At 66.5% G+C, this 21,109-nt stretch carries 14 protein-coding genes; 4 read left to right on the forward strand and 10 right to left on the reverse strand.

Features of this window, described 5'->3' with window-relative positions; all coding sequences use genetic code 11:
• Window positions 1–58 precede the first annotated feature (58 nt).
• Entirely contained in the window at window positions 59–1,153 is a 1,095-nt protein-coding gene (locus LZ005_RS17260; RefSeq protein WP_237809740.1) for a GGDEF domain-containing protein, read from the forward strand.
• 9 nt (window positions 1,154–1,162) lie between these two features.
• Window positions 1,163–3,424 carry a bifunctional diguanylate cyclase/phosphodiesterase gene (locus tag LZ005_RS17265; protein ID WP_237809741.1) on the forward strand — a complete coding sequence of 754 codons (2,262 nt, stop codon included), beginning with the start codon at window positions 1,163–1,165 and terminating at the stop codon, window positions 3,422–3,424.
• Between the two features lies 1 nt (window position 3,425).
• On the opposite strand, the gene LZ005_RS17270 is transcribed toward LZ005_RS17265, so the two are convergent.
• The 10 genes from LZ005_RS17270 to puuE form a co-directional block, all read right to left on the reverse strand.
• Complete coding sequence (locus LZ005_RS17270; protein ID WP_237809742.1) at window positions 3,426–4,475, reverse strand: S1/P1 nuclease; 1,050 nt, start codon at window positions 4,473–4,475, stop codon at window positions 3,426–3,428.
• Window positions 4,476–4,478: 3 nt separating this feature from the next.
• A complete protein-coding gene (locus LZ005_RS17275; RefSeq protein WP_237809743.1) occupies window positions 4,479–5,705 on the reverse strand; it encodes a phospholipase D-like domain-containing protein in 1,227 nt (408 codons plus the stop codon).
• 4 nt (window positions 5,706–5,709) lie between these two features.
• Entirely contained in the window at window positions 5,710–7,383 is a 1,674-nt protein-coding gene (locus LZ005_RS17280; protein ID WP_237809744.1) for a bifunctional UDP-sugar hydrolase/5'-nucleotidase, read from the reverse strand.
• A gap of 97 nt (window positions 7,384–7,480) precedes the next feature.
• Entirely contained in the window at window positions 7,481–10,912 is a 3,432-nt protein-coding gene (locus tag LZ005_RS17285) for a TonB-dependent receptor (protein ID WP_237809745.1), read from the reverse strand.
• 448 nt (window positions 10,913–11,360) lie between these two features.
• A complete protein-coding gene (locus LZ005_RS17290) occupies window positions 11,361–12,797 on the reverse strand; it encodes an adenosine deaminase (RefSeq protein WP_237809746.1) in 1,437 nt (478 codons plus the stop codon).
• Window positions 12,798–12,830: 33 nt separating this feature from the next.
• Window positions 12,831–14,126: a guanine deaminase gene (gene guaD / locus LZ005_RS17295; protein WP_237809747.1), complete on the reverse strand. Its 1,296-nt coding sequence runs from the start codon at window positions 14,124–14,126 to the stop codon at window positions 12,831–12,833.
• 10 nt (window positions 14,127–14,136) lie between these two features.
• On the reverse strand, window positions 14,137–15,108 hold the full coding sequence (gene xdhC, locus LZ005_RS17300; protein WP_237809748.1) for a xanthine dehydrogenase accessory protein XdhC: 972 nt from the start codon (window positions 15,106–15,108) through the stop codon (window positions 14,137–14,139).
• Window positions 15,109–15,110: 2 nt separating this feature from the next.
• Complete coding sequence (xdhB, locus tag LZ005_RS17305; protein WP_237809749.1) at window positions 15,111–17,426, reverse strand: xanthine dehydrogenase molybdopterin binding subunit; 2,316 nt, start codon at window positions 17,424–17,426, stop codon at window positions 15,111–15,113.
• Between the two features lie 9 nt (window positions 17,427–17,435).
• Complete coding sequence (xdhA, locus tag LZ005_RS17310; RefSeq protein WP_237809750.1) at window positions 17,436–18,905, reverse strand: xanthine dehydrogenase small subunit; 1,470 nt, start codon at window positions 18,903–18,905, stop codon at window positions 17,436–17,438.
• Window positions 18,906–18,986: 81 nt separating this feature from the next.
• Window positions 18,987–19,937 (reverse strand): allantoinase PuuE, encoded by a 951-nt coding sequence (gene puuE, locus LZ005_RS17315; RefSeq protein WP_237809756.1) that lies wholly within the window; start codon window positions 19,935–19,937, stop codon window positions 18,987–18,989.
• A gap of 84 nt (window positions 19,938–20,021) precedes the next feature.
• Here puuE and uraH point away from each other — a divergent pair, with 84 nt between their 5' ends.
• Both uraH and LZ005_RS17325 read left to right on the forward strand, forming a co-directional pair.
• On the forward strand, window positions 20,022–20,375 hold the full coding sequence (uraH, locus tag LZ005_RS17320; protein ID WP_237809751.1) for a hydroxyisourate hydrolase: 354 nt from the start codon (window positions 20,022–20,024) through the stop codon (window positions 20,373–20,375).
• Window positions 20,353–21,060 (forward strand): basic secretory family protein, encoded by a 708-nt coding sequence (locus tag LZ005_RS17325; RefSeq protein WP_237809752.1) that lies wholly within the window; start codon window positions 20,353–20,355, stop codon window positions 21,058–21,060. The genes uraH and LZ005_RS17325 overlap by 23 nt, the downstream gene beginning before the upstream one ends.
• The last annotated feature ends 49 nt before the right edge of the window (window positions 21,061–21,109 follow it).

A 21,109-nucleotide genomic window follows, 5' to 3' on the forward strand; every position in this document is an offset into this window, starting at 1 on the left:
GCGATGCATATGATGCGTATAGTTAATTTTTATTGCAAATACGCAACGTCTTTACGCCATGTCCGAGCTGCCCGACCTATCCCATGCGATGGAGGAGCTGCGCGCCCAATTCATTGAGCGCACCTGGCATGTCGTGTGCATCGCGGCCGTGGTGGTGGCGCCGCTGGTGCTGGCGCGCAGCGTCTTCCTGCGCGGCGACCTGATGCGGCCGCTGCCGCTGATCGGTCTGGCTGGCTGCAGCCTGATCCTCTACGTGCTGCGCCACCGTCTGCCGCCGCGCCTGTATCCGCATATTCCGCCGACGATCATGATCCTGGCCGGCCTGAGCGGCCTGGTGGCGGCCGGCCTGCAAGGCATCGGCGTGCTCGGCCTGATCTTCGGCCACATCAGCATGGCCGCCACCCACAGCCGCCGCGCCGCCCTCGGCGCCCTGTTCACCTCGGGCCTGGGCGCGGCCGCCATCGCCGCCCTGTACATCCGCGGCGTGCTGCATCCGGCCTTCGGCATCGAATTCGCGTCCAGTCCGGCACTCTGGGTCGGCCTGCTGTTTACCACCATGCTGCTCGGCCTGTTCATGGCCGCCGCCATGGCCGACTACCGGCGCAAGATGGACCAGCTGGTGCAGGCCGTGCTGCGCCAGCGCGACCAGATCGCCAACCTGGCCAACCACGACAGCCTGACCGGCCTGCCGGTGCTGCGCCTGGCGCGCGACCGCCTGGTCATGGCCTGCAAGCGCGCCGACCGCGACGGCCACCTGGCCGCCGTGCTGTTCGTCGATCTGGACGGCTTCAAGCAGGTCAACGACGCCTACGGGCACGAGGCCGGCGATCTGGTGCTGCGCGAGATCGCCCAGCGCCTGCAGGCCCTGCTGCGCGCCAGCGACACCGCGGCGCGCATCGGCGGCGACGAATTCCTCGTGATCCTGCCCGAGATCCGCGATGCGGACGACGCCAGCCAGGCCGCCGCCAAGCTGGTGGCCGGCCTGGCCGAGACCATCGACATCGGCCTGGCCCAGGTGCGCGTGGGTGCCAGCATCGGCATCGCCCTGTATCCCGAACACGGGGCCGACGGCGAAGCCCTGCTGCGCCGTGCCGACGGCGCCATGTACGAGGTCAAGCGGGGCGGCAAGAACGCCTACGCCCTCGCCGCCTAGGAACGCGCCATGGAAGCCGATCTGCTGTTTACCACCGTCCTCAATCTGGCCCTCGGCACCACCCTGCTGCTGGCCTGGTTCGAGGACCGCAGCCAGGGCTTCTCGCGCTGGCTCGGCCTGTCCTTCCTGCTGTCGGCCGTGTGGCTGCCCGGCTATCCGGCCCTGTTCGACGGCGCCCCCCAGTGGCCGCTGGCCAGCGGCCTGCTGTGGGCGGTCCAGATCAGCCTGTGCCTGGCCTGCCTGGCCCTCGGCGTGGCCGAGCTGTCGGGCTGGACGCGCGTGCGCCGCCCGCTGTTCGCCCTGGCCGCGCTGCTGGCCGCGCTCGAAATCGGCGCCCTGTTCCTGAGCCCGCGCCTGGCCGCCCTGCTGCCGGCCCTGGCCATGCTGGCCATCGGCGCCGCCGCCGCGCGCTATCTGTGGCGCGGCCCCTTCCCCGAACGGGTGGCCGCCGCCCTGCTGCTCGTGCATGGCCTGGCCTGGCTGCTGTATCCGCTCGGCGGACCGATGCTGCTGGCCACCCAGAGCCTGCTGGTGGCCATCACCCGCCTGTTGCTCGGGCTGGCCCTGCTGACCACCTGCCTGCAGCGCGCCGCCCGCGCGGCCCAGCAGGCCTCGCAACAGCTGACCCGCCTGATCGAGGGCGCCCACCAGGGCGTGCTGGTGGTCCAGGGCGAGCGCGTGATGTATGTGAATGCCCAGCTGCTGCGCATCCTCGGCCTGCGCTCGGCCGCCGAGATGGATGAGGAATGGCGGCGCTGGCGCGCCTCGGACGCGCGCGCCCTGATCCTGCAGGACGCGCTGCCGCGCCTGTTCCACGGCGAAGTCGACAGCATCGATTTCGGCCAGCCGTGGGAGCGCCGCGACGGCAGCCGCCTGCAGCTGAAGATTTCGGCCTGGCTGGTCGAATGGCAGGGCCAGCCGGCCAGCCAGATCGTGATCAGCGACGAAACGGCCAGCCACAACACAGCCCAGCGCCTGATCTACCAGGCCACCCATGACAGCCTGACCGGCCTGCCGAACGGCCTGCACGTGCGCGATCTGCTACAGGCGCAGGCGCCGCTGGCTCTGCTGCTGATCGATATCGACAACTTCCGCAGCATCAATGATTCGCTCGGCCTGCAGGCCGGCGACGCCTTCCTGCAGCTGGCCGCGGCGCGCATCGCCAATGGGGCCGACCACGGCGCCACCCTGGCGCGCCTGGCGGCCGATGAATTCCTGCTGGTGCTGCCGGGCGCGCGCGCCCAGGCCGAGGTGGCCGCCGCCGCCGAACGCGTGCTGGTCTGCATGCGCCAGCCCTTCCGCCTGCAGGAGCTGTCGGTCGCCAGTTCGGTCACGATCGGCATCGCGCGCGCGCCGCACGACGGCGCCGACTACGACACCCTGCTGGCCCACGCGAACCTCGCGGCGCGCGCCGCCAAGCAGGCCGGGCGCAACACCCTGCGCTTCTATGAGGAGCGCATGCAGGCCCATCTGCGCGAAGACCTGGAGCTGACCCACGAACTGCACGCGGCCCTGGCCGGCGGCCAGCTGCAGCTCTACTACCAGCCGATTTTCGATGGCCACAGCGGCCGCGTGGCCGGCGCCGAAGCCCTGCTGCGCTGGTGCCATCCGCAGCGCGGCATGGTGCCGCCGGCGCGCTTCATTCCGCTGGCCGAGCGCTCGGGCCAGATCGTCGACATCGGCCGCTGGGTGATCCAGGAAACCTGTGCGCGCCTGGCCGCATGGCAGACCGATCCGGCGCTGGCGCCGCTGGTGCTGTCCTCGAATGTGTCGGCGGTGCAGTGCGCGCGCGGCGACCTCGACCAGCTGGTGCAGGCCATGATCGCGCGCAGCGGCGCCCCGGCCGCTCAGATCGAACTGGAAATTACGGAGTCGGCCCTGATCCACGATCCCGACGAATTCATCGCCCTGCTACAGCGCCTGAAGGCGCTCGGCGTGCGCATCGCGATCGACGATTTCGGCACCGGCTATTCGAATCTGGCCTATCTGCAGCGCTTCTCGGTCGACAAGCTGAAGATCGACCAGAGCTTCGTCCAGCGCGTGCACGAGAACGTGCAGGACACGGCCATCGTGCGCGCCATCATCCAGCTGGCCAAGAGTCTGAGCCTGCACACGACGGCCGAGGGCATCGAGGACAGCGCCACCGGCGACGCCCTGGTGGCGCTCGGCTGCGACCAGCTGCAGGGCTATCTGTTCTCGCGCCCGTTGCCGCTGGCGCAGTTCGAGGCCCTGGTGCGCGACGCTCACCGCGCCGTGCACCCGGCCTGCTGACTCAGGCGTTCGGCCAGAGCCCCTGCAGCAGGGCGGCCAGATGCTGGCCGGCCGCGTTCAGCTGGGTCTTGGCCATCGTCGAGGCCGTCACCGGATAATCGGCCGCCACCTCGACATACCAGTTGTAGTAGACCTCGCCCTTGCGGCTGGTGCGGCGCTCGCCGCGCAGGATCTGCACACCCTGCAGCGCCTGGCGCGCCGCGACGATGCTGGCATCGGCCCAGTTGACGATGGCCGCAGCCGGTGCCATGCCGAGCGGCGCCACGGCGCCCTGCCCGGCCAGCAGCTGCTGGGCATAGTCGTCAGGACTGCGGCTGCTGCTGCGCTTCATCGCATACTTGACGACGGTGCCGTCCCAGAAACTGTGGAAGGGCCGGTGCAGGCGCTCGCGCCCGGGCGGCGGCGGCGGCGTGTCGGCATCCTCGTTGATGGCGCGGTTGTCGCCGAGCAGACTGGTGACCAGCTTTTCCTCGATCTGGAAGTTGTTCGTGCCCAGGGTCGGGAACACCTTGATGCTGTCGATGTCGGCTTCGCGCTGCGGATCGACATACTGGCCGTCCGGGCTCATGTAGGGCGCCGCCACGTGGAAGGGCTGGTGCAGGTCGCCCACCAGGTGCACCAGCAGCAGCAGGGCCTGGCGCTTGCTGAACGGCCCGTCCTGGCCCTGCAGCACGGCCACGCAGCGCTTCAGGGTCTGGACGATGTCGTCCGGATGGGTGCCGACGCCACCGTCCGCATAATGCGTGTGCTGGAACGGCAGACTGCTGAAGTGGAAGCTCGTGTGGCGCGGGAAGGCCGCCACGAAAGCCTGCATCTCCTCGCTCTGCGGCCCGCACAGCGTACCGCGCGCGCAGTCGGCCCAGTTGGCGATCGACTCCAGGGTCTCGCCCGGCTTGAGCAGGGCCGCCACTTCGCGCTCGGCGCGCGTCCCCTTGATCAGTTTGGCCGCGAGGGCGCCCGTGATCCGGTGCCCGTCCGGGCCCCAGGCCTGGGCCGCAGGCGCGGCCAGCGCGGCGGCCACGGCGGCCGCCAGCATCCAAGATCGCAGCATCGCTTACTCCTTGTGGGCGCCGCTCGCGGCCTTGTCCGGCTTCGGATAGACCTTGCTCACATCGAGCGGGGCCGCATAGCTGGACGACCAGGTCTGCTCATGCAGCTCGGCCACGCGCTTGGCCATCTTCTCGTCGCGCATCACGACTTCCATATTGCGCGATTTGTCGAAATAGCCGCCAGCCCAGTTGCTGGTGCCGACCCAGGCCAGTTTGCCGTCGATGACCATGCTCTTCGTGTGGATCACGCGGGCGAACGGAATCGGGCCGCTCGAATGGGGCGGAATCGTGACGATGCGCACTTCCACATTCGGGATCAGGGCCAGGCTCTTCAGATAGTCGATGCCGGGCTTCTCGGTGTTCCAGTTCGACACCATCAGCTTGATCTTGACGCCGCGCGCGGCCGCCGTGCGCAGAGCCGAGTCGATCACCCCGTAGTAGGGACGCATGCCGGGCGCATACGACAGCGGCGTGTAGTCGAGCAGCTGGACGCGCACTTCCGACTTGGCCTCGGCCAGCAGGGCCGGCAGCACTTTCTCGGAGTCGCCCACGCCGGGCGGGTTGAAGGCGGCCGGGCTGGCCACCAGGAAGGCCTTGGCGCTGGTGTCGGGCGCAGCCAGCGACTTGGGCGCCGGCGCCACGTTCTGGCCCGCGGCCAGGGCCGCCTGGGCGCTCCAGTCCTGGTTGAAGATGGCCTGGACCTGGCCGGCCACGGTCGGGTCGGTGATGCGCACGCCGGTTTCGTGGATGTGCGAGAAGGCGCGCCAGTCGAAGTTCTGGCTGCCGACAAAGGCGGTGGCGCCATCGACCACCACATACTTGGCGTGGATGATGCCGTCGCCGGTCAACTGGCTGTAGGCGAGCACGCGCAGCTCCAGATTCGGGATCGCCTTCAGACGCGTCAGGGTCGGCTCTTCCGACATGTTCAGACCCTTCTTCTCGATCAGGAAGCGGATCTTCACGCCGCGCTTGCCGGCCGCTTCGAGGCAGCCCAAGACCTGTTCGAAGGGCGCGCCGGGTTTGCTGACGGCGTAGAACTGGCCGATGTCGATCTGCTGCTTGGCCTGGTTGAACATTTCGCACCAGACCGTGATCGGGTCGCGCAGGTCGGGCGTCTCGAGGCGGGTTTCGAGCGGCACCGTGTGCACGAGTTCGAAACCGGGGATGGCAAACTGGGCATGGGCCAGGCCGCCGCTCAGGGCGAGCGCGGCACTGAGAATCAGGCGTCGCATGGGATTATCCTTTCTGGGAAAACAGTTCGATGCGCGGTTGGGTCTCGGCCTGGCCGGCCGGGCGCCCTTCCTTGTCAAGCTTGCTGAGGTAATGGACGAAGGCGTCGATGTCGAGCAGCGGCGTTTCCACGCGCTGCTGACCGGCACGGAAGGTGTCGAAATTCGAGCCGCCTTCAGCCAGGAAGTTATTCGTCACGATGCGCACGCGCTGGCCGTCGCCGAGCGGCTGGCCATCGAGGGTAAGCGAGCCGGGCAGAATGCGCTGGCCGGCCGGGCGCGTCTTGTCCCACACATAGTGCAGGCCGCGCGAGACCTGCAGCAGGCGGCGCTCATCGTATTTGGGTTCCCACTGCTGCTCGAGAATCTCGCGCAGCTGGGCGCCGCTGAGGTCCATCAGGACCAGCACATTCCCGTACGGCAGGACGGCCAGGGCGTCGCCCATGCTGACCACCTGCTGGCGCGCCTGCAGCGGCTCGCGGATCCCGCCCAGATTCATCAGCGCCAGCTGCACGCCCTGGGCGCGGGTGGCGTCCAGCAGGGCGTCGGCGACCAGGCTGCCGAGGCGCGATTCGCCGGCCGCGCTGGGCACGCGCTCGATGCGGTTGACGGCCACGCGCGCCACCGGCTGGGCCAGGGCGGCCGCGCTGGCCGTCCGCACCTGGGCCAGATAGGCCGTGATGCGCGGATCGGGCGCGTACTGGCCCGGCTGCAGCAGCACATTGCTGGCCTGCACGGCGCGCACCTGGCCGTCGCTGTCGTCGAGCGTCAGGCGGATCCGCGACAGCATCTGCCCGCCCTTGGCGGCCTGGGTCACGACGCGCCCGTCCACATTGCACAGGTAGGCGCGGTGGGTGTGGCCGCTGATGACCAGTTTGATGGCCGGATCGAGGCGTTTGACGATCGGCACGATCGGGCCTTCGAGCTTGCCGCAATCGGCCTGGTTATAGGTTTCGCGGGTGCCGCCGCCTTCGTGGATCAGCACCACGAAGGCCTGCACGCCCTGGGCGCGCAGTTCGGGCAGCAGCCGATTGATGGCCTCGGCTTCGTCGGTGAAGTCCAGGCCCTGGATGCCCGAGCCCATCACCAGGCTCGGCGTTTCGCGCGTGACGGCGCCGATCAGGGCCAGCTTGACGCCCTTGACCGTCTCGATGCGGTAGGCAGGCAGCCAGGGGCGGCCGCTGGCGCGCTCGATCACATTCGCAGCCAGATAGCCGAACTGGGCGCCGCGGTATTCGCCGCTGAGGCGGCAGGTCTTGGCCGGGCGGGTGGCGCCGGCGCAGCCGCCCTCGAGCTGGCGTTGCAGCTCATGGCGGCCCTGGTCGAATTCGTGGTTGCCGGCCGCGGACACGCGCAGGCCGAGCAGATTCATCACACCGATCGCCGGTTCATCGGCCCACATGGCCGACAGCGCCGGCGTGGCGCCGATCAGGTCGCCCGCGGCGACGAACAGCAGATCGGGGTCCTCGCGCCGCCAGGCCTGCAGGGCCGCGCCGAGCAGTTCGGCGCCGCCGGCTTCGCTCTGGTTCTCGCCCGGATGCTGGGGATTGACCAGGGCCGGACGGGTCGCGTCCAGATGGCCGTGGAAGTCGTTGATCGCCACCAGATTGATCTCGACCGGTGCCGCGCAGGCGGCGCCCGAGAGGGCCAGGGCGGCGAACAGATGCCAGACAGGTTTCATAGCACGCAAGGATAAAACAAAACGGCCGCACACTCCGGCCGCGGAGAAAAAAAACGGCCGGTGTTGCCACCGACCGTTTTCTGTTGCCCGCAGGGACTTAGAAGTCGTACTTCAGCGTCGCCTGGATGGCCCACTGCGACTCGCCTTTGGCTTGACGCAGGTCCACGGTTTCCAGCGAACGCACGATGTACACGTACTTGCCGCTGGCCGGGTCGATACCACCGTAGTCGACGAAGGAACGGGCCTTGCCGCCATTCGACTGGAAGCCCACTTCCGGGATACGGCCCCAACGCTTGTTGAGCAGGTTGCCGAAGTTGAAGAAGTCGAGCTGGAAGGTACCTTTGTGGCCTTTCATCAGGCCCGGCAGTTCCTGGGTCACGCGCAGGTCGACCTGGTTGGTCCACGGGGCGAAGGCGCTGTTACGCTTGACCACGGTGCCAGCGGCATCCTTCAGCGAAGGAATGCTGTTGACGATCGACCAGAACTTGTCTTCGTTGGCGTGGCTGGTGGCCGAGTCACCCTGGAAGATCACGTCGCCCGAACCCGGAGCACGCGGGATGTACATCAGGTCGTTACCGCCGAGACCGTCACCGTTCATGTCGTTGTTGATGGTCCAGCTGTAGGGCACGCCCTTACGGCCTTCGAAGAACACGCCCAGACGGGTGAAGTAGTTGCCGAAGTATTTCTCGGACCAGGTCAGGTTCATGTTGACGCGGTCTTTGATCATGTAGGCCGAGTTGGCTTCCACGTTTTCGTTCGGGTTGAACACCGAGCGGCCGGCCCAGTTCGAGTTCGACACCGACGAGGTCAGCGGCGACACTTCGGTAGCGTCGGTACGGGTGTACGAAGCGCTCCAGCTCAGGCCCTTGGCCGACGGACGGCTGATGTAGGCGGTGAACACCTTGCCGCGGCCGCCATCGGTATTGGTGGCCAGCAGCACGTTGTTGAAGTCCTTGTTCTTCAGGGCCTTCGACACCGAGCCCGCGCAGGCGCCCGACGTCGACAGCGAACCGGAAGCGTTCCAGCAGGCCGGGTTGTAGGCCGGCAGCGACCAGAACAGGTCACGGCCGTCGCTACCGGTCTTGGTCGGGGCGCCCAGGTTCAGGTATTGGTAGGTGATGGCGTTCTTGTTCTTGGTGTACATGAACTCGCCACCGACGACCAGGGTGCCGAACCAGTCCGAACGCGGCAGTTCATGTTCGAAGGCCAGGTTCGACTTCCACACGGACGGCTGACGGAAGTTCGGATCCAGGAAGTCGACGTTGGCGGCCGGGGTAGCGGCGGCCGGGGTCGGCTGGGTGTCCGGATTCACCGAGAACAGGCCGCCAGTGGTCGGGCAGGCCGGGTTCGAGCCGCCGCAGCCGATCACGCGGGTGGCGACGCCCGGGTTCGAGAAGATGTTCGAGATCCAGACGTTGGCAGCAGCGCCCATGAACAGGCCGGCACCGCCGCGGATCTGGGTCGCGCGCGCCGTGTCGAGCTTGTAGTTGAAGCCGAAGCGCGGCTGGAACAGCTTCTTGCCGTCCGGGGTCACGGTGTTGTCGTAACCGAAGCCACCGGTCTGCAGCACGGCCGTGGTGCCGTTGTAGCGGCCCGGCACCATCGGGGCGGCAGCGGCGGCATTCGCCTTCGGACGGCCGTTCACGCCGAGTTCATCGACGCGCACGCCGTAGGTCAGGGTCAGGTTGCTGTTGACGTTCCAGGTGTCCTGCAAGAACAGGCCGGTGTTCTTCAGCGTGAACTGGGCGATGGCGTCGTTCAGCGTACCGCCGACGATCGGCACCTGCACCGAGTAGGTGCTCGGACGGCCGATGCGGAAGTTCTCCAGCACGGCCGCTTCGATCTGGGCGGCGGTGGCGGTGCCGCAGTTGATCGCGCCGAAGCTGTAGGTGTAGGTGGCGCTGCTGTTCTGGCAGGAGAAGGTGTAGTTACCGTTCACGTCCTGCAGGAAGGCGTTGTAGATCTTGTTCGACGAGTAGTCGGTGCCGAACTTCACTTCGTGATCGCCAATCGACCAGTTACCGCCGGCGTAGGCGTCGGTGGTCTTGGTGCCGAGCACGTTGAAGTGACGCGAGCGCTCGGTACCGATGTTCAGGAAGCGCGAACCGGTCGGGGTGCCGGCCGGGGCGTCCGACGGCAGGGCGCCGGTGATCTGCAGGCTGATGGTCGGCAGGCGCGAGTTATTCAGCGGCACCGAGTCATAGTCACGCGAGGACAGTTTCAGTTCGGTCGAGAAGCTCGGGGTCCAGTCCGACAGCAGCTGGCCGACCAGGGTCTCGATCGACTTGACCTGGCTGTACCATTGCGAGGACAGCGAGATGCCGCTGGTCGACAGGCCCGGGAAGATCGGTTCCGACTGTTCGGTCTTCGCATAACGCAGCATGGCCTTGTGCGAATCGTTGATGTTCCAGTCCATCTTCAGCAGCGTGTCGCGCGAGGACAGCTGGGTGCCCTTGGGCACGTCCACCGTACCGATGTCGGTGTTGTAGTTGGTCTTGGCGATGTTCTGCGCCGAGGAGATCAGCGACTGGGTGATGCCGACGGTGGTGAAGTTGCCGCCGATCGGGCTGAAGGCCGGCGCCGTGCGGGTCGACTTGAATTCTTCGAACAGCGCGTACAGGAACAGGGTGTCCTTGATCAGCGGGCCACCGAAGTTCACGCCCTTGGTCGATTCTTCGAAAGCGGCCGGCGGGCTGAAGGTGTCGTTCGACGAGTTGTAGCGGTCGCCAGCGAGACGGTCGTTACGGAACACGTAGTAGACGCCGCCCTTCCAGTTGTTGGTACCGGACTTGGTCACGGCGTTCACGTTGGCGCCCGTGTAGCCCTTCTGGGTCACGTCGTAGTTCGAGACGTTGACCTGCACCGACTGGATCGCTTCGATCGAGATCGGCTGCTTCAGGGTCGGCGAGCCGTTGGCTTCCAGACCGAAGGTATCGTTCACGGCCACGCCGTCGATGGTCAGCGAGTTGTAGCGCGAGTTCTGGCCGGCCACCGACATTTCGCCACGCTCTTTGTCGGTCTGCGACACGCGCGGGTCATTACGCGCATAGTCCTGCAGGTTGCGGTTGATCGAGGCTTGCGACACCAGCTCGGTCTGGCCGATGTTGGTGACGGCGCCCATGTTCGAGCGCGAGAATTTTTCCGAACGGGCGGCCGAGCCGGTCACCGTCACGACTTGCATCTGCTGCTGCAGCGAAGCGTCCAGATTGGTCGTTTCGGCCAGCTGGACATAGACGTTTTCTTCTTTCTTGCTCACGCCGTCCTTGGTGATGACGATCGTGTACGGGCCACCCACGCGCAGGCCGCGTGCGATGTAACGGCCTTCGCCGTCGGTGACCACATTGCTGATCGAACCCGATTCAGCGTGGATGATTTGCACCTGCGCGCCTGCGGCCGGTTTGCCGTCCGCGCCGGTGATACGGCCGCCGAGGGCGGACGTGGTGTTCTGTGCAAAAGACGGTGCCGCCGACAGCGCGATGGCCATGGCGAACGCGAGCTTCGTCAGCCGAATCCGTTTTTTATCGATCATTATTAACCCCAAATAGATGCTTGTTATGTCGGGTCCCCCTCACGCCGGGGCCCCCTCCCTTACGTCAAAATCTTCATGGCCTGCGGCCTTGAACAAACCGCCATTGTCCCCAAACTTTGTGTCAAGTCGATGACGTCACCAACAAATGTGACGGAGACCCAACATTTATTTGCCAACTATGCATGAGTGAAAAATGCATGGCAAATATGTTTTCCTTTTCGGATTTATAGCTTTTACATATAAATACGAAAGGAAAATCAGCTAAAGCTGTAAATATTTTGGGGATTTCTGTACGGGAAGATAAACCGGATTATACGTTCAGGCCTTCTGCCTGAAATCGATTCATCGACAAAGCGGGGGCCGCAAGGGCAAATGTGTCGCAAGGAGGCCACAGAAAACTAGAAATTCCGGCAAGTTTTTCTTGCCGGAATTCTTGTTCAACAAACTCTTACTTGCTGCCGAGCTTGGCAACCATGGCTTCGAAGCTAGTGAAGCGCTGATCGAGTTGGCGGGTCAGACGTTGTTTTTCCGCATCGTTGAGGAAGGCGTACTGGATGCTGCGGTAGGACGCGGCCTTCACTTCCGCATAGCTCGGCTTGTAGGTGCTGGCAAAGCGCACGTACTCGTTCGACAGATTATTGCGCGACACGCCCGCGTCGTCGGTGCTGATCACATACGGCACGCCGTACTTGCGGTACAGGGTCAGCGGATGGGCCTCGCCCTTGATGCCGAGGATGAAGTCATTGCTGGTCAAATTGATTTCGACCGGAATGCCCTTGGCCTTCATCGCGCGCAGGATGCCCAGCACATTGCTTTCGTGCGCCAGGTCCATGCCGTGACCGATGCGCTGGGCGCCGGCCACATGCAGGGCCTCGTCGATATGGAACTTCAGGCCTTCGGGCGGCACCATGCCGAGTGCCAGTTCGCCCGCGTGCATGGCCAGATTGACCTTCGGATAGCGCGCCTTCAGGAAGCGCAGCATCTTCATGTGCAGCGAGTAGTCGCGCATCGACACCGTGTCGTTCTCGGCGCCGACGATGTTCACGCCGACGATCAGCGGCGTGCTCGAGGCCGCCTTCATGCCCGACAGCATGCACGAGAACACCAGGCCCGGCGGCAGCAGGCGCACCGAATAGGTCTGGTAGCGCATGGTGAAATTGGCGTCGTCGATGCCCTTGTGATAGCCCTCGAGTTTGCTCACATAGTCGGCGATCGCGCTATTGAAGCTGGCGTTCTGCTCGAGCTTGGCCATCTGGGCCGCGAACAGCTTGTCGAGTTCGGCGTCGCTGAGGCCGGGCTTGAGCACGGCCTGGTCGAACTCGGCGTCCGGCTGCATCGGCGTGGCCTTGAACATGGTCTCGATATAGACCAGGTTCTCGGCCAGCGCGCGCTTCTTGATCTCCTGCAGGCCGAGGTCAAAATTGGTGTTCGACACGGCGCCGAAATAGCCGAAGGTATCGAAGAACTGCTTGTCCGGCGGCGACTGCAGGCTGCTGTGGTTATAGAAGTCCTTGCTCGACCAGCGCTGCAGCAGCTCACGGTACATCGCGTTGTCGGCAAACACGGCCGAACCGCTGAGGCAACCCTCATACGGGGCCTTGGTCTCGATCCGGTAGCTGGCCTTGTTCACGCACCAGTTGTTCTTGTCGATCCATTCCACATACTGTTCGGCGTAGACGGCGCCCGAATAGTGGTGGTGCAGATCGCCGCCCTTGGGGAACTGGGTGAAGAACAGGGTCAGCTCGGCGAGCTTGGGATCATTCCCCTGGATCAGGCTGGCGTAGTGGCGGGCCGTCGCCTGTTCGTTCGGGGTCAGCGGGCCGCGCGCCTGGGCGCTGGCGGCAAACGCGACGCCGATGAGGAGGCTGACGATGGTCTTGTTCATGCGATCCCTTTCAGTATTCGTAAGGTGGCCGGCTCAGGCCGGGCGGCCCGCCACATAGGTCGCGGCCACGCAGCGGTCATCGCCCAGCAGGGCCAGTGCAAACAGCAGCTCTTCCAGACTGGCGCTGTGGGCCGTGCGGCGCGCCAGCAGCGGCGTCGCGCGCGGGTCGAGCACGATGAAGTCGGCCTCGGCGCCGGCCGCGAAACTGCCGATCGTTCCTTCCAGCTGCATCGCGCGCGCCGCGCCCAGCGTCGCCAGGTAGAACATGCGCAGCGCCGGCAGATAGCTGCCGCCAAGCCGCGCTACTTTATAGGCTTCATTCATCGTTTGCAACATCGAGAACGAGGTGCCGCCACCCACATCGGTGGCCAGCGACAGACGCATGCCGCTGGCATCGGCGCGCGCAAAATCGAACAGGCCGCTGCCGAGGAAGAGATTGGAGGTCGGGCACACGGCGGCGGCCGCGCCGCTGGCCGCCATGCGCGCGCGGTCGTCCTCGCTGAGCCAGATACAGTGTCCATACATGGCGCGCGGACGCAGCATGCCGACGCGGTCGTAGACGTCGAGGTAGCTGCTGGCCTGCGGATAGAGCTGGCGCACCCAGGCGCACTCGTCCTGATTTTCGGACACATGGGTTTGCAGGAAGGTGTCCGGATAGGCGCGCGCCAGTTCGCCGGCCAGGGCCAGCTGTTCGGGCGTCGAGGTCGGGGCGAAGCGCGGCGTGATCGCATACAGGGCGCGGCCCTGCTTGTGCCAGCGCTGGATCAGGGCCTCGCTCTCGCGCGCGCCCTGCTCGGCCGTGTCGCGCAGGAAGTCGGGGCTGTGCCGGTCCATCAGCACCTTGCCCGCCACCATGCGCAGATTGCGCGCCGCCGCCGCCGCGAAGAAGGCATCGACCGATTCCGGATGCACGGTGCAATACACCATGGCCGTGGTGGTGCCATTGCGCAGCAGCTCATCGAGGAAGGCCTCGGCCACCGTGCGCGCATGGACCGGATCGGCAAAGCGGCGCTCGGTCGGGAAGGTGTAGGTGTCGAGCCAGGGCAGCAGGCCGGGCGCCGGCGAGGCGATCATATCGGTCTGCGGGTAATGCACGTGGGTATCGATGAAACCCGGCGTGATCAGCTTGCCCTGGTAGTTGTGCACCACGGTGCCCGGCGCGAGCGTCGGCGCGAGCGCGGCGAAGTCGCCGGCCGCCACCACCTTGCCGTCGGCGACCAGCAGCAGGCCGTCCGCATGGTAAGCGGCGGCCTCCTCCGTCTGGGCAGGATCGGCGTGGAAGTGCAGCAAGCTCGCGCGGTAGGCTTGCACCTGGGGGGTATCTTGCATGAGAAATCTCTTAAGTCTGTCGAGAGGCTACCAGCCGGATCGGCGCGGCGCCAGTGTTCCGCTGCGTCTGGCGTGCTTCCCACAGCTGCAGTAGCTGGGCCGCCACGGCCGCCGCAATCACGGCCGGTTGTTTGCCCGTGATGCCGGGCAGGCCGATCGGGCAGGCCATGGCCGCCAGCCGCGCCGGGTCAACCCCGCGCGCCAGCAGCCGGTGCTCGAACTGCTTGCGCTTGGTGTGCGAGCCGATCAGGCCGAACCAGCCGGACGCGGAGCGCAGCAGAATCGCTTCGGCCAGGCGCTGGTCGAGCGCATGGCTGTGGGTCATGACGAGAAAGTCGGCCCCGTCCGGGGCGGCTGCGACCACGGCTTCCGGGGTGTCGGTCGCCTCGACCTGCACATTGGCCGGCAGCGTGGACGGGAACAACTCCTCACGCTCGTCGACCCACAGCACGCGGCAGGGCAAAGGCGCCAGTGCGCGCACCAGGGCCGCGCCCACATGGCCCGCGCCAAACAGCAGCAGCGTATTCGGCACGGCCGGCACCAGCTGGGCGAACCAGCGGCGCCCGTCCTGCTCCTGTAACAAGTGGCTGCCGCGCGCCGGATCGAACGGCGGCGCATCGGCCATGGTGCGCCGTTCGCAGGCGCCATCCAGGGCCAGCAGGCGCCAGTCGCCCGGCCGGATCGTGGCCAGCAGGTCCGCCTCGATGCGTTCGAACACCAGATGCACGACTCCGCCGCAGCACTGGCCCAGGCTCGGGCCCAGCGCATAGCGTTCCAGATGGCGCTCGCGCCCATCGGCCAGCATGGTGCGCGCCGTTGCGATCGCCTGCAGTTCCAGGTGACCGCCGCCGATGGTGTCGACCACCGCAGCGGCCGAAACGCGCATGCAGGCCCCCGGCTCACGCGGACCGGAGCCTTCGACGCGCGCCACCGTGACCAGCACGGCGGCGCCTTGCAGGGGCGCGGACAACCAGGCTTCCATGTTCAGTGCGGACGAACCGCCTCGATGGCCTGCAAAATCGCCTCGCTGGTGGCGGGGGCGTTCAGCGGCGGGTGCACACGGTGCCCGCCGACGCTCGAAATCGCGTCGCGCAGGGCGAAGAAAACCGAGAACGGCAGCAGCAGCGGCGGCTCGCCCACGGCCTTGGAGCGGTGGATGCTGTCCTCCACATTGGCGTTCTCGAACAGGCGCACGCGGAAGTCGGCCGGACAGTCCGACACACCGGGAATCTTGTAGGTCGAGGGTGCGTGCGTCATCAGCCGGCCCTGCGCGTTCCACCACAATTCCTCGGTGGTCAGCCAGCCCATGCCCTGGATGAAGGCACCCTCCACCTGGCCGATATCGATGGCCGGATTGAGCGAGCGGCCCGCGTCATACAGGGCATCGGCGCGCAGCAGCTTCCATTCGCCGGTCAGGGTATCGACCACCACTTCTGCCACCGCCGCCCCATAAGCGAAGTAGGAGAACGGATGCCCGCTCATCGTCTTCGGGTCCCAGTGCAGATGGGGCGTGGCGTAAAAGCCGTCCGACCACAGCTGCACGCGCGCCAGATAGGCCTGATGCACGAGGGTGGCAAACGGGATCGACTTGTCCGCCACCTGCACCGCATTGGCCGAAAAGCCCACGCTGTCCGGGTCCACGCCATGCTGGCGCGCGGCGAAGGCGGCCAGGCGCTGGCGGATCTGGCGCGCGGCATCCTGGGCCGCCTTGCCATTCAGGTCGGCGCCCGTGGACGCCGCCGTGGCCGAGGTATTGGCCACCTTGCTGGTGTCGGTGGCGGCGATGCGCACGCGCTCCAGGTCCAGCCCCAATTCATGCGCGACCACCTGGGCCACCTTGGTGTGGATGCCCTGCCCCATCTCGGTGCCGCCATGGTTGACCATGACCGAGCCATCGAGATAGACATGCACGAGCGCGCCCGCCTGATTCAGGTGGGTGACATTGAAGGCGATCCCGAATTTCACCGGCGTCAAGGCCAGGCCCTTCTTCAGCACCGGGCTGGCGGCATTGAAGCGGGTGATGGCTTCGCGCCGCGCGCGGTAGTCGCTGCTCGCTTCCAGTTCGGCCACCAGCGGGTGCAGCACATTGTCGACAATGCGCTGGCCATAGGGCGTGACATTGTCGCGCTCGACCCCGTAGAAATTGCGGCGCCGGACGTCGAGTGCATCGATGCCGAGCGTGCGCGCGATTTCGTCGATCGCATACTCGATGGCGATGGCGCCCTGCGGACCGCCGAAGCCGCGGAAGGCGGTGTTCGACTGCGTATTGGTCTTGCCGCAGGCAGCGCGGATGTCCACGTCCGACAGATAGTAGGCGTTGTCGTAATGGCAGACGGCGCGCGTGGCGACGGGGCCGGACAAGTCGGCCGAGAAGCCGGCGCGCGAAACCATGTCGACCTTGGCCGCCAGGATCTTGCCGCTGTCGTCAAAGCCGATCTCGTATTCGTACCAGAAGCAGTGGCGCTTGCCGGTGACGAGCATGTCGTCATCGCGGTCGGCACGCAGCTTGACCGGACGGCGCAGACGCGCCCCCGCAATCGCCGCCGCCGCGCACCACAGGGCCGACTGCGACTCCTTGCCGCCAAAGCCGCCGCCCATGCGGCGGCACTCCACCACCACCGCGTGCGAGGGGACGGCGAGCGCATGCGCGACCACATGCTGCATCTCGCTCGGATGCTGGGTCGAAGAGAGCACGCGCATGCCCTGCCCTTCCTGCGGCATGGCGTAGGCGATCTGCCCTTCGAGATAGAACTGCTCCTGGCCGCCGACATACAGCTCACCTGCGAGCTTGCGCGGCGCCGCCTCGAACGCGGCCTGGGCGTCGCCGCGTGCCAGATGCATCGGCGGCAACACATAGGACTGGGCCGCCTTGGCCTGCTGCGGCGTCAGAATCGCGGGCAGGTCTTCATAGTCGATCTGCGCCAGGCGCGCGGCACGGCGCGCCTGCGCATGCGACTGCGCCACCACGATGAACACCGGCTGGCCCACATACTGGACCACGCCATCGGCGAGGATCGGATCGTCATGGATGATCGGCCCGCAGTCATTGGCGCCGGGGATATCGCTGGCCAGGATCACATCCACCACACCGGCGGCAGCGCGCACGGCGCTCAGGTCGATCGCGCGGATGCGCGCATGGGCGCGCGCGGACAGGCCCAGGGCCGCATGCAGGGTACCCTGCAGCTCCGGCACATCGTCGGTGTAATTGGCCTGACCCAGCACATGCAGGGCGGCCGATTCGTGCGCACGCGGCACATGCACACCGGTCCAGGGCGCGGTCTTGGCGTCGGGAGCGTTCATGGTTCCTCCTCAGGCGCGCACGGCAAAGGCATTGACGGCATCGGCCGGCAGCGGGTTCTCGCGGCGCGTCTCGAACCAGAAACGGCGCAGCAGATTGCGCGCCGCCGTCAGCCGATAGCTGCTCGAGGCACGCATGTCGCTGAGCGGCGTGTAATCCTCGCCCAGCGCTTCCATGGCGCGCGCCAGCACGGCCTCGGACCAGGGCTGGCCGACCAGTGCCGCCTCGGTCGCCGCGGCACGCTTGGGCGTGGCCGCCATGCCACCGAGGGCGATGCGCGCCGCGCTGATGGTGTCGCCCGCAAAATCGAGCGCGAAGGCCGCACACACGGCCGAAATATCCTGATCGAAGCGCTTGGCCAGTTTGTAGGTGCGCAGCACGCGCTGCGCGCGCGGCAGCGGCACCCGCACGGCTTCCACAAATTCTCCCGCCTGCAGGTCCTTCTGCTGGTAGCCGAGGTAGAAGTCCTCCAGCGCCAGCACGCGCTGGCCAGCCGGCCCGCGCAGCAGCACCTGGGCGCCGAGCGCAATCAGCCAGGGCATGGAGTCGCCGATCGGCGAGCCATTGGCCACGTTCCCGCCCAGGGTGCCGGCATTGCGGATCGGGCGCGAGGCAAAGCGCTGCCACAGTTCGCGCAGCTCCGGATAGTGTTCGCACACAGCTGCATAGGCCGCGTTCAGGGTGGCGCCCGCGCCGATCTCCAGCATGCCTTCAGCCACCTGGATGCGTTTGAGCTCGGCCACCTGGCCGAGCAGGATCAGGTTGCCAAGCTCGCGCATCTGCTTGGTGATCCACAGGCCGACATCGGTGGAGCCGGCCACCAGCACGGCCTGCGGTTCGGCCGCGCGCAGGGCGACCAGTTCCGCCAGCGTGCGCGGCACATGGCAGACAGCGGCGGCATTGCCAAAGCTGGCCTGAGTCGTGCGCTGCAGCGGCTGCAGGGCCGCCACCACGGCTGCCGCGTCGAAAGCGGCCGGCGGCAGTTCCACCATGCGCTGGGCGGCGTCGATGATCGGCCGGTAGCCGGTGCAGCGGCACAGATTGCCCGACAGCGCATCGTCGATCTCGGCGCGGCTCGGGCAGGCGCCGGCCTGCTGCTGATACATGGCCCACAGCGACATCACGAAGCCCGGCGTGCAGAAGCCGCACTGCGAGCCGTGGCAATCGACCAGGGCCTGCTGGACCGGATGCAGGCGCCCGTCGGGCAGGGCCACATCCTCGACCGTGAACAAGGCCTTGCCGTCGAGGCTGGGCAAGAGCTGGATGCAGGCATTGACCGCCTGCAGCGCGAGCTTGCCATCCTCGAGCGAGCCGACCACCACCGTGCAGGCCCCGCAATCGCCCTCGGCACAGCCTTCCTTGGTGCCGGTGCAATGGCGGTCCTCGCGCAGGTGCTGCAGCACGGTGCGCGTGGGCGCGGCGTCGCGCACCTCTTCCACGCGGCCGCGGTGGTAATAGCGAATCGCTTGCGGTGTGTTCATCACAGTCTCTCCCATGCTCGCAAGCCTAGCACCCACGGTCAAGCTGACTATAAGAATCGCATTATTTCGGTTATATGCGAATTACGATGTGCGATGGGTGCGCCACCAGTGCTCGGCGATATCGATACGGCGCGTGATCCACACCCCGTCGTGGGCCTGGATGTAATCGAGGAAGCGCGCCAGCGCCGCCGCCCGCGCCGGCCGCCCGATCAGACGGCAGTGCAGGCCGATCGACAGCATCTTGGGGCGGTCCAGGCCGGCCGGGTCGCCCTCGGCGTAGAGGACGTCGAACGCGTCCTTCACGTAATCGAAGAACTGGGTGCCCGAGTTGAAGCCCTGCATGGCGGCAAAGCGCATGTCGTTCGTGTCCAGCGTGTAGGGCACGACCAGATGCTGCTTGACGGCCGGCTGCCCGTCCGGGCCGGTGTGCGCCACCGCCGTGAAGAAAGGCAGATCGTCGCCGTAATAGTCAGCATCGTAAGTGAAGCCGCCATGCTCGACGACGAGGCGGCGCGTGTTGGGCGAATCGCGGCCCGTGTACCAGCCAAGCGGAGCCGCGCCAGTCAGATCGCGGATGATGTCGACCGCCTCGCGCAGGTGGGCGCGCTCGGTCGCCTCGTCCACGTTCTGGTAAGAGATCCAGCGCAGGCCGTGGCAGGCGATCTCGTGGCCCAGTTCGCGGAAGGCCGCGGTCACATCTGGATGGCGCTGCAGGGCCATGGCCACGCCAAAGACGGTCAGCGGCAGGCCGCGCTCCTCGAACATGCGCAGCAGACGCCAGACCCCGGCGCGCGAGCCGTATTCATACAGCGACTCCATGCTCATGTGGCGGTTCGGGAAGGCCTGGGCGCCGATGATCTCGGACAGGAAAGTCTCCGAGGCCGGGTCGCCGTGCAGCACACAATTCTCGCCGCCCTCCTCGTAATTGAGGACGAACTGCACGGCGATACGGGCGCCGCCCGGCCAGCGCGCGTGCGGCGGGGTCCTGCCATAACCGATCAGGTCGCGGGGATAGGGATTTTGATTAGTCATCATACGGCGTATCATATAAGCCAAGCCTGCGGCGCGTATATGATGTTCAGAATAAGGCCATTCATTACCGCATATACACGCATCATGGGAAAACTGAGTACGCACGTCCTCGACACCACGCTCGGCAAGCCGGGCGCCGGGGTCAGCCTCGAACTGTATGCCGTGCGCGAAGGCGCACGCAGCCTGATCAAAACCGCCGTCACCAACCATGACGGCCGTTGCGACGCCCCGCTGCTCGAGGGCGAGGCCCTGCAGGTCGGCCAGTACGAACTCGTGTTCCACGCCGGCGACTATTTCGCCGCCCAAGGCCAGACCCTGCCTGAGCCGCGATTCATCGACCGGGTCACCATCGCCTTCGGAATCGCCGATGCAAGTCAAAACTACCACGTCCCCCTGGTTGTCACGCCCTGGTCGTATGCCACGTATCGCGGCAGTTAAGGCCGCCCTGCTACTGACTCTGGCTGGCCCGGCAAGCGCCGTGGTCAGCGTCGATACCGACCTGAGCCGCGCACCCCAGGCCAAGGCCCTCGCCAGCCGCGCCCAGCAGCTGGTGGCCGAATGGGGGCCGCGCGTGAACACCCTGCTCTACGGCCCCCGGCGCGGCGCCACGCTCGAGCGCGTGCGCATCGTGTTCGAACCGGCCGCGCGCGAGGACGGCGCCCTGTCCTATGTGCGCGAGGGCGTGATCCACCTGACCGCCGGCACCGCCCCGGCCCAGGCCGAGACCCTGCTGATCCACGACCTGACCCACCTCTACCAGCACGACCTACCCGAGGGCAAATGGCTACTCGAAGGCATCGCCGACTATGTCAGCCACGTGCAGTTCGCCAAAGACCTCGGCCCGCGCCTGCGGCTGGACGCCGATGGCCACCTGAGCGGCTACAGCGCCAGCCAGCCCTTTTTCTACTGGCTGCAGGAGAACCGGGTCGACCTGCGCCAACGCGGCTACCTGGCCGGCAATGAAGTGACGGCCAGCTTCCTGCACTGGATCGTGCTGAACAAGGACAAGGACATCATCCGCCGCCTGGCCAGCGCCATCCGCGACGACAAGTACAGCGAAGCCGTGTGGGCCGAAGCGAGCGGCGAATCACTCGACCGCCTGTGGCAGCAATTCATCCAATAGTGCCGCGCAAACAAATCGGGGTCAGACCCCATTTTTCTCTCGAGAAAAA

The organism is Massilia sp. TS11, from assembly GCF_022012445.1.
Taxonomy (GTDB): Bacteria; Pseudomonadota; Gammaproteobacteria; order Burkholderiales; family Burkholderiaceae_D; genus Telluria.

Excerpts from the sequence above, each read along its gene's own strand:
- LZ005_RS17260 (WP_237809740.1), top strand. The coding sequence starts at position 59 with ATGTCCGAGCTGCCCGACCTATCCCATGCGATGGAGGAGCTGCGCGCC.
- LZ005_RS17265 (WP_237809741.1), top strand. The coding sequence starts at position 1,163 with ATGGAAGCCGATCTGCTGTTTACCACCGTCCTCAATCTGGCCCTCGGC.
- LZ005_RS17270 (WP_237809742.1), bottom strand. The coding sequence starts at position 4,475 with ATGCTGCGATCTTGGATGCTGGCGGCCGCCGTGGCCGCCGCGCTGGCC.
- LZ005_RS17275 (WP_237809743.1), bottom strand. The coding sequence starts at position 5,705 with ATGCGACGCCTGATTCTCAGTGCCGCGCTCGCCCTGAGCGGCGGCCTG.
- LZ005_RS17280 (WP_237809744.1), bottom strand. The coding sequence starts at position 7,383 with ATGAAACCTGTCTGGCATCTGTTCGCCGCCCTGGCCCTCTCGGGCGCC.
- LZ005_RS17285 (WP_237809745.1), bottom strand. The coding sequence starts at position 10,912 with ATGATCGATAAAAAACGGATTCGGCTGACGAAGCTCGCGTTCGCCATG.
- LZ005_RS17290 (WP_237809746.1), bottom strand. The coding sequence starts at position 12,797 with ATGAACAAGACCATCGTCAGCCTCCTCATCGGCGTCGCGTTTGCCGCC.
- guaD (WP_237809747.1), bottom strand. The coding sequence starts at position 14,126 with ATGCAAGATACCCCCCAGGTGCAAGCCTACCGCGCGAGCTTGCTGCAC.
- xdhC (WP_237809748.1), bottom strand. The coding sequence starts at position 15,108 with ATGGAAGCCTGGTTGTCCGCGCCCCTGCAAGGCGCCGCCGTGCTGGTC.
- xdhB (WP_237809749.1), bottom strand. The coding sequence starts at position 17,426 with ATGAACGCTCCCGACGCCAAGACCGCGCCCTGGACCGGTGTGCATGTG.
- xdhA (WP_237809750.1), bottom strand. The coding sequence starts at position 18,905 with ATGAACACACCGCAAGCGATTCGCTATTACCACCGCGGCCGCGTGGAA.
- puuE (WP_237809756.1), bottom strand. The coding sequence starts at position 19,937 with ATGACTAATCAAAATCCCTATCCCCGCGACCTGATCGGTTATGGCAGG.
- uraH (WP_237809751.1), top strand. The coding sequence starts at position 20,022 with ATGGGAAAACTGAGTACGCACGTCCTCGACACCACGCTCGGCAAGCCG.
- LZ005_RS17325 (WP_237809752.1), top strand. The coding sequence starts at position 20,353 with ATGCCACGTATCGCGGCAGTTAAGGCCGCCCTGCTACTGACTCTGGCT.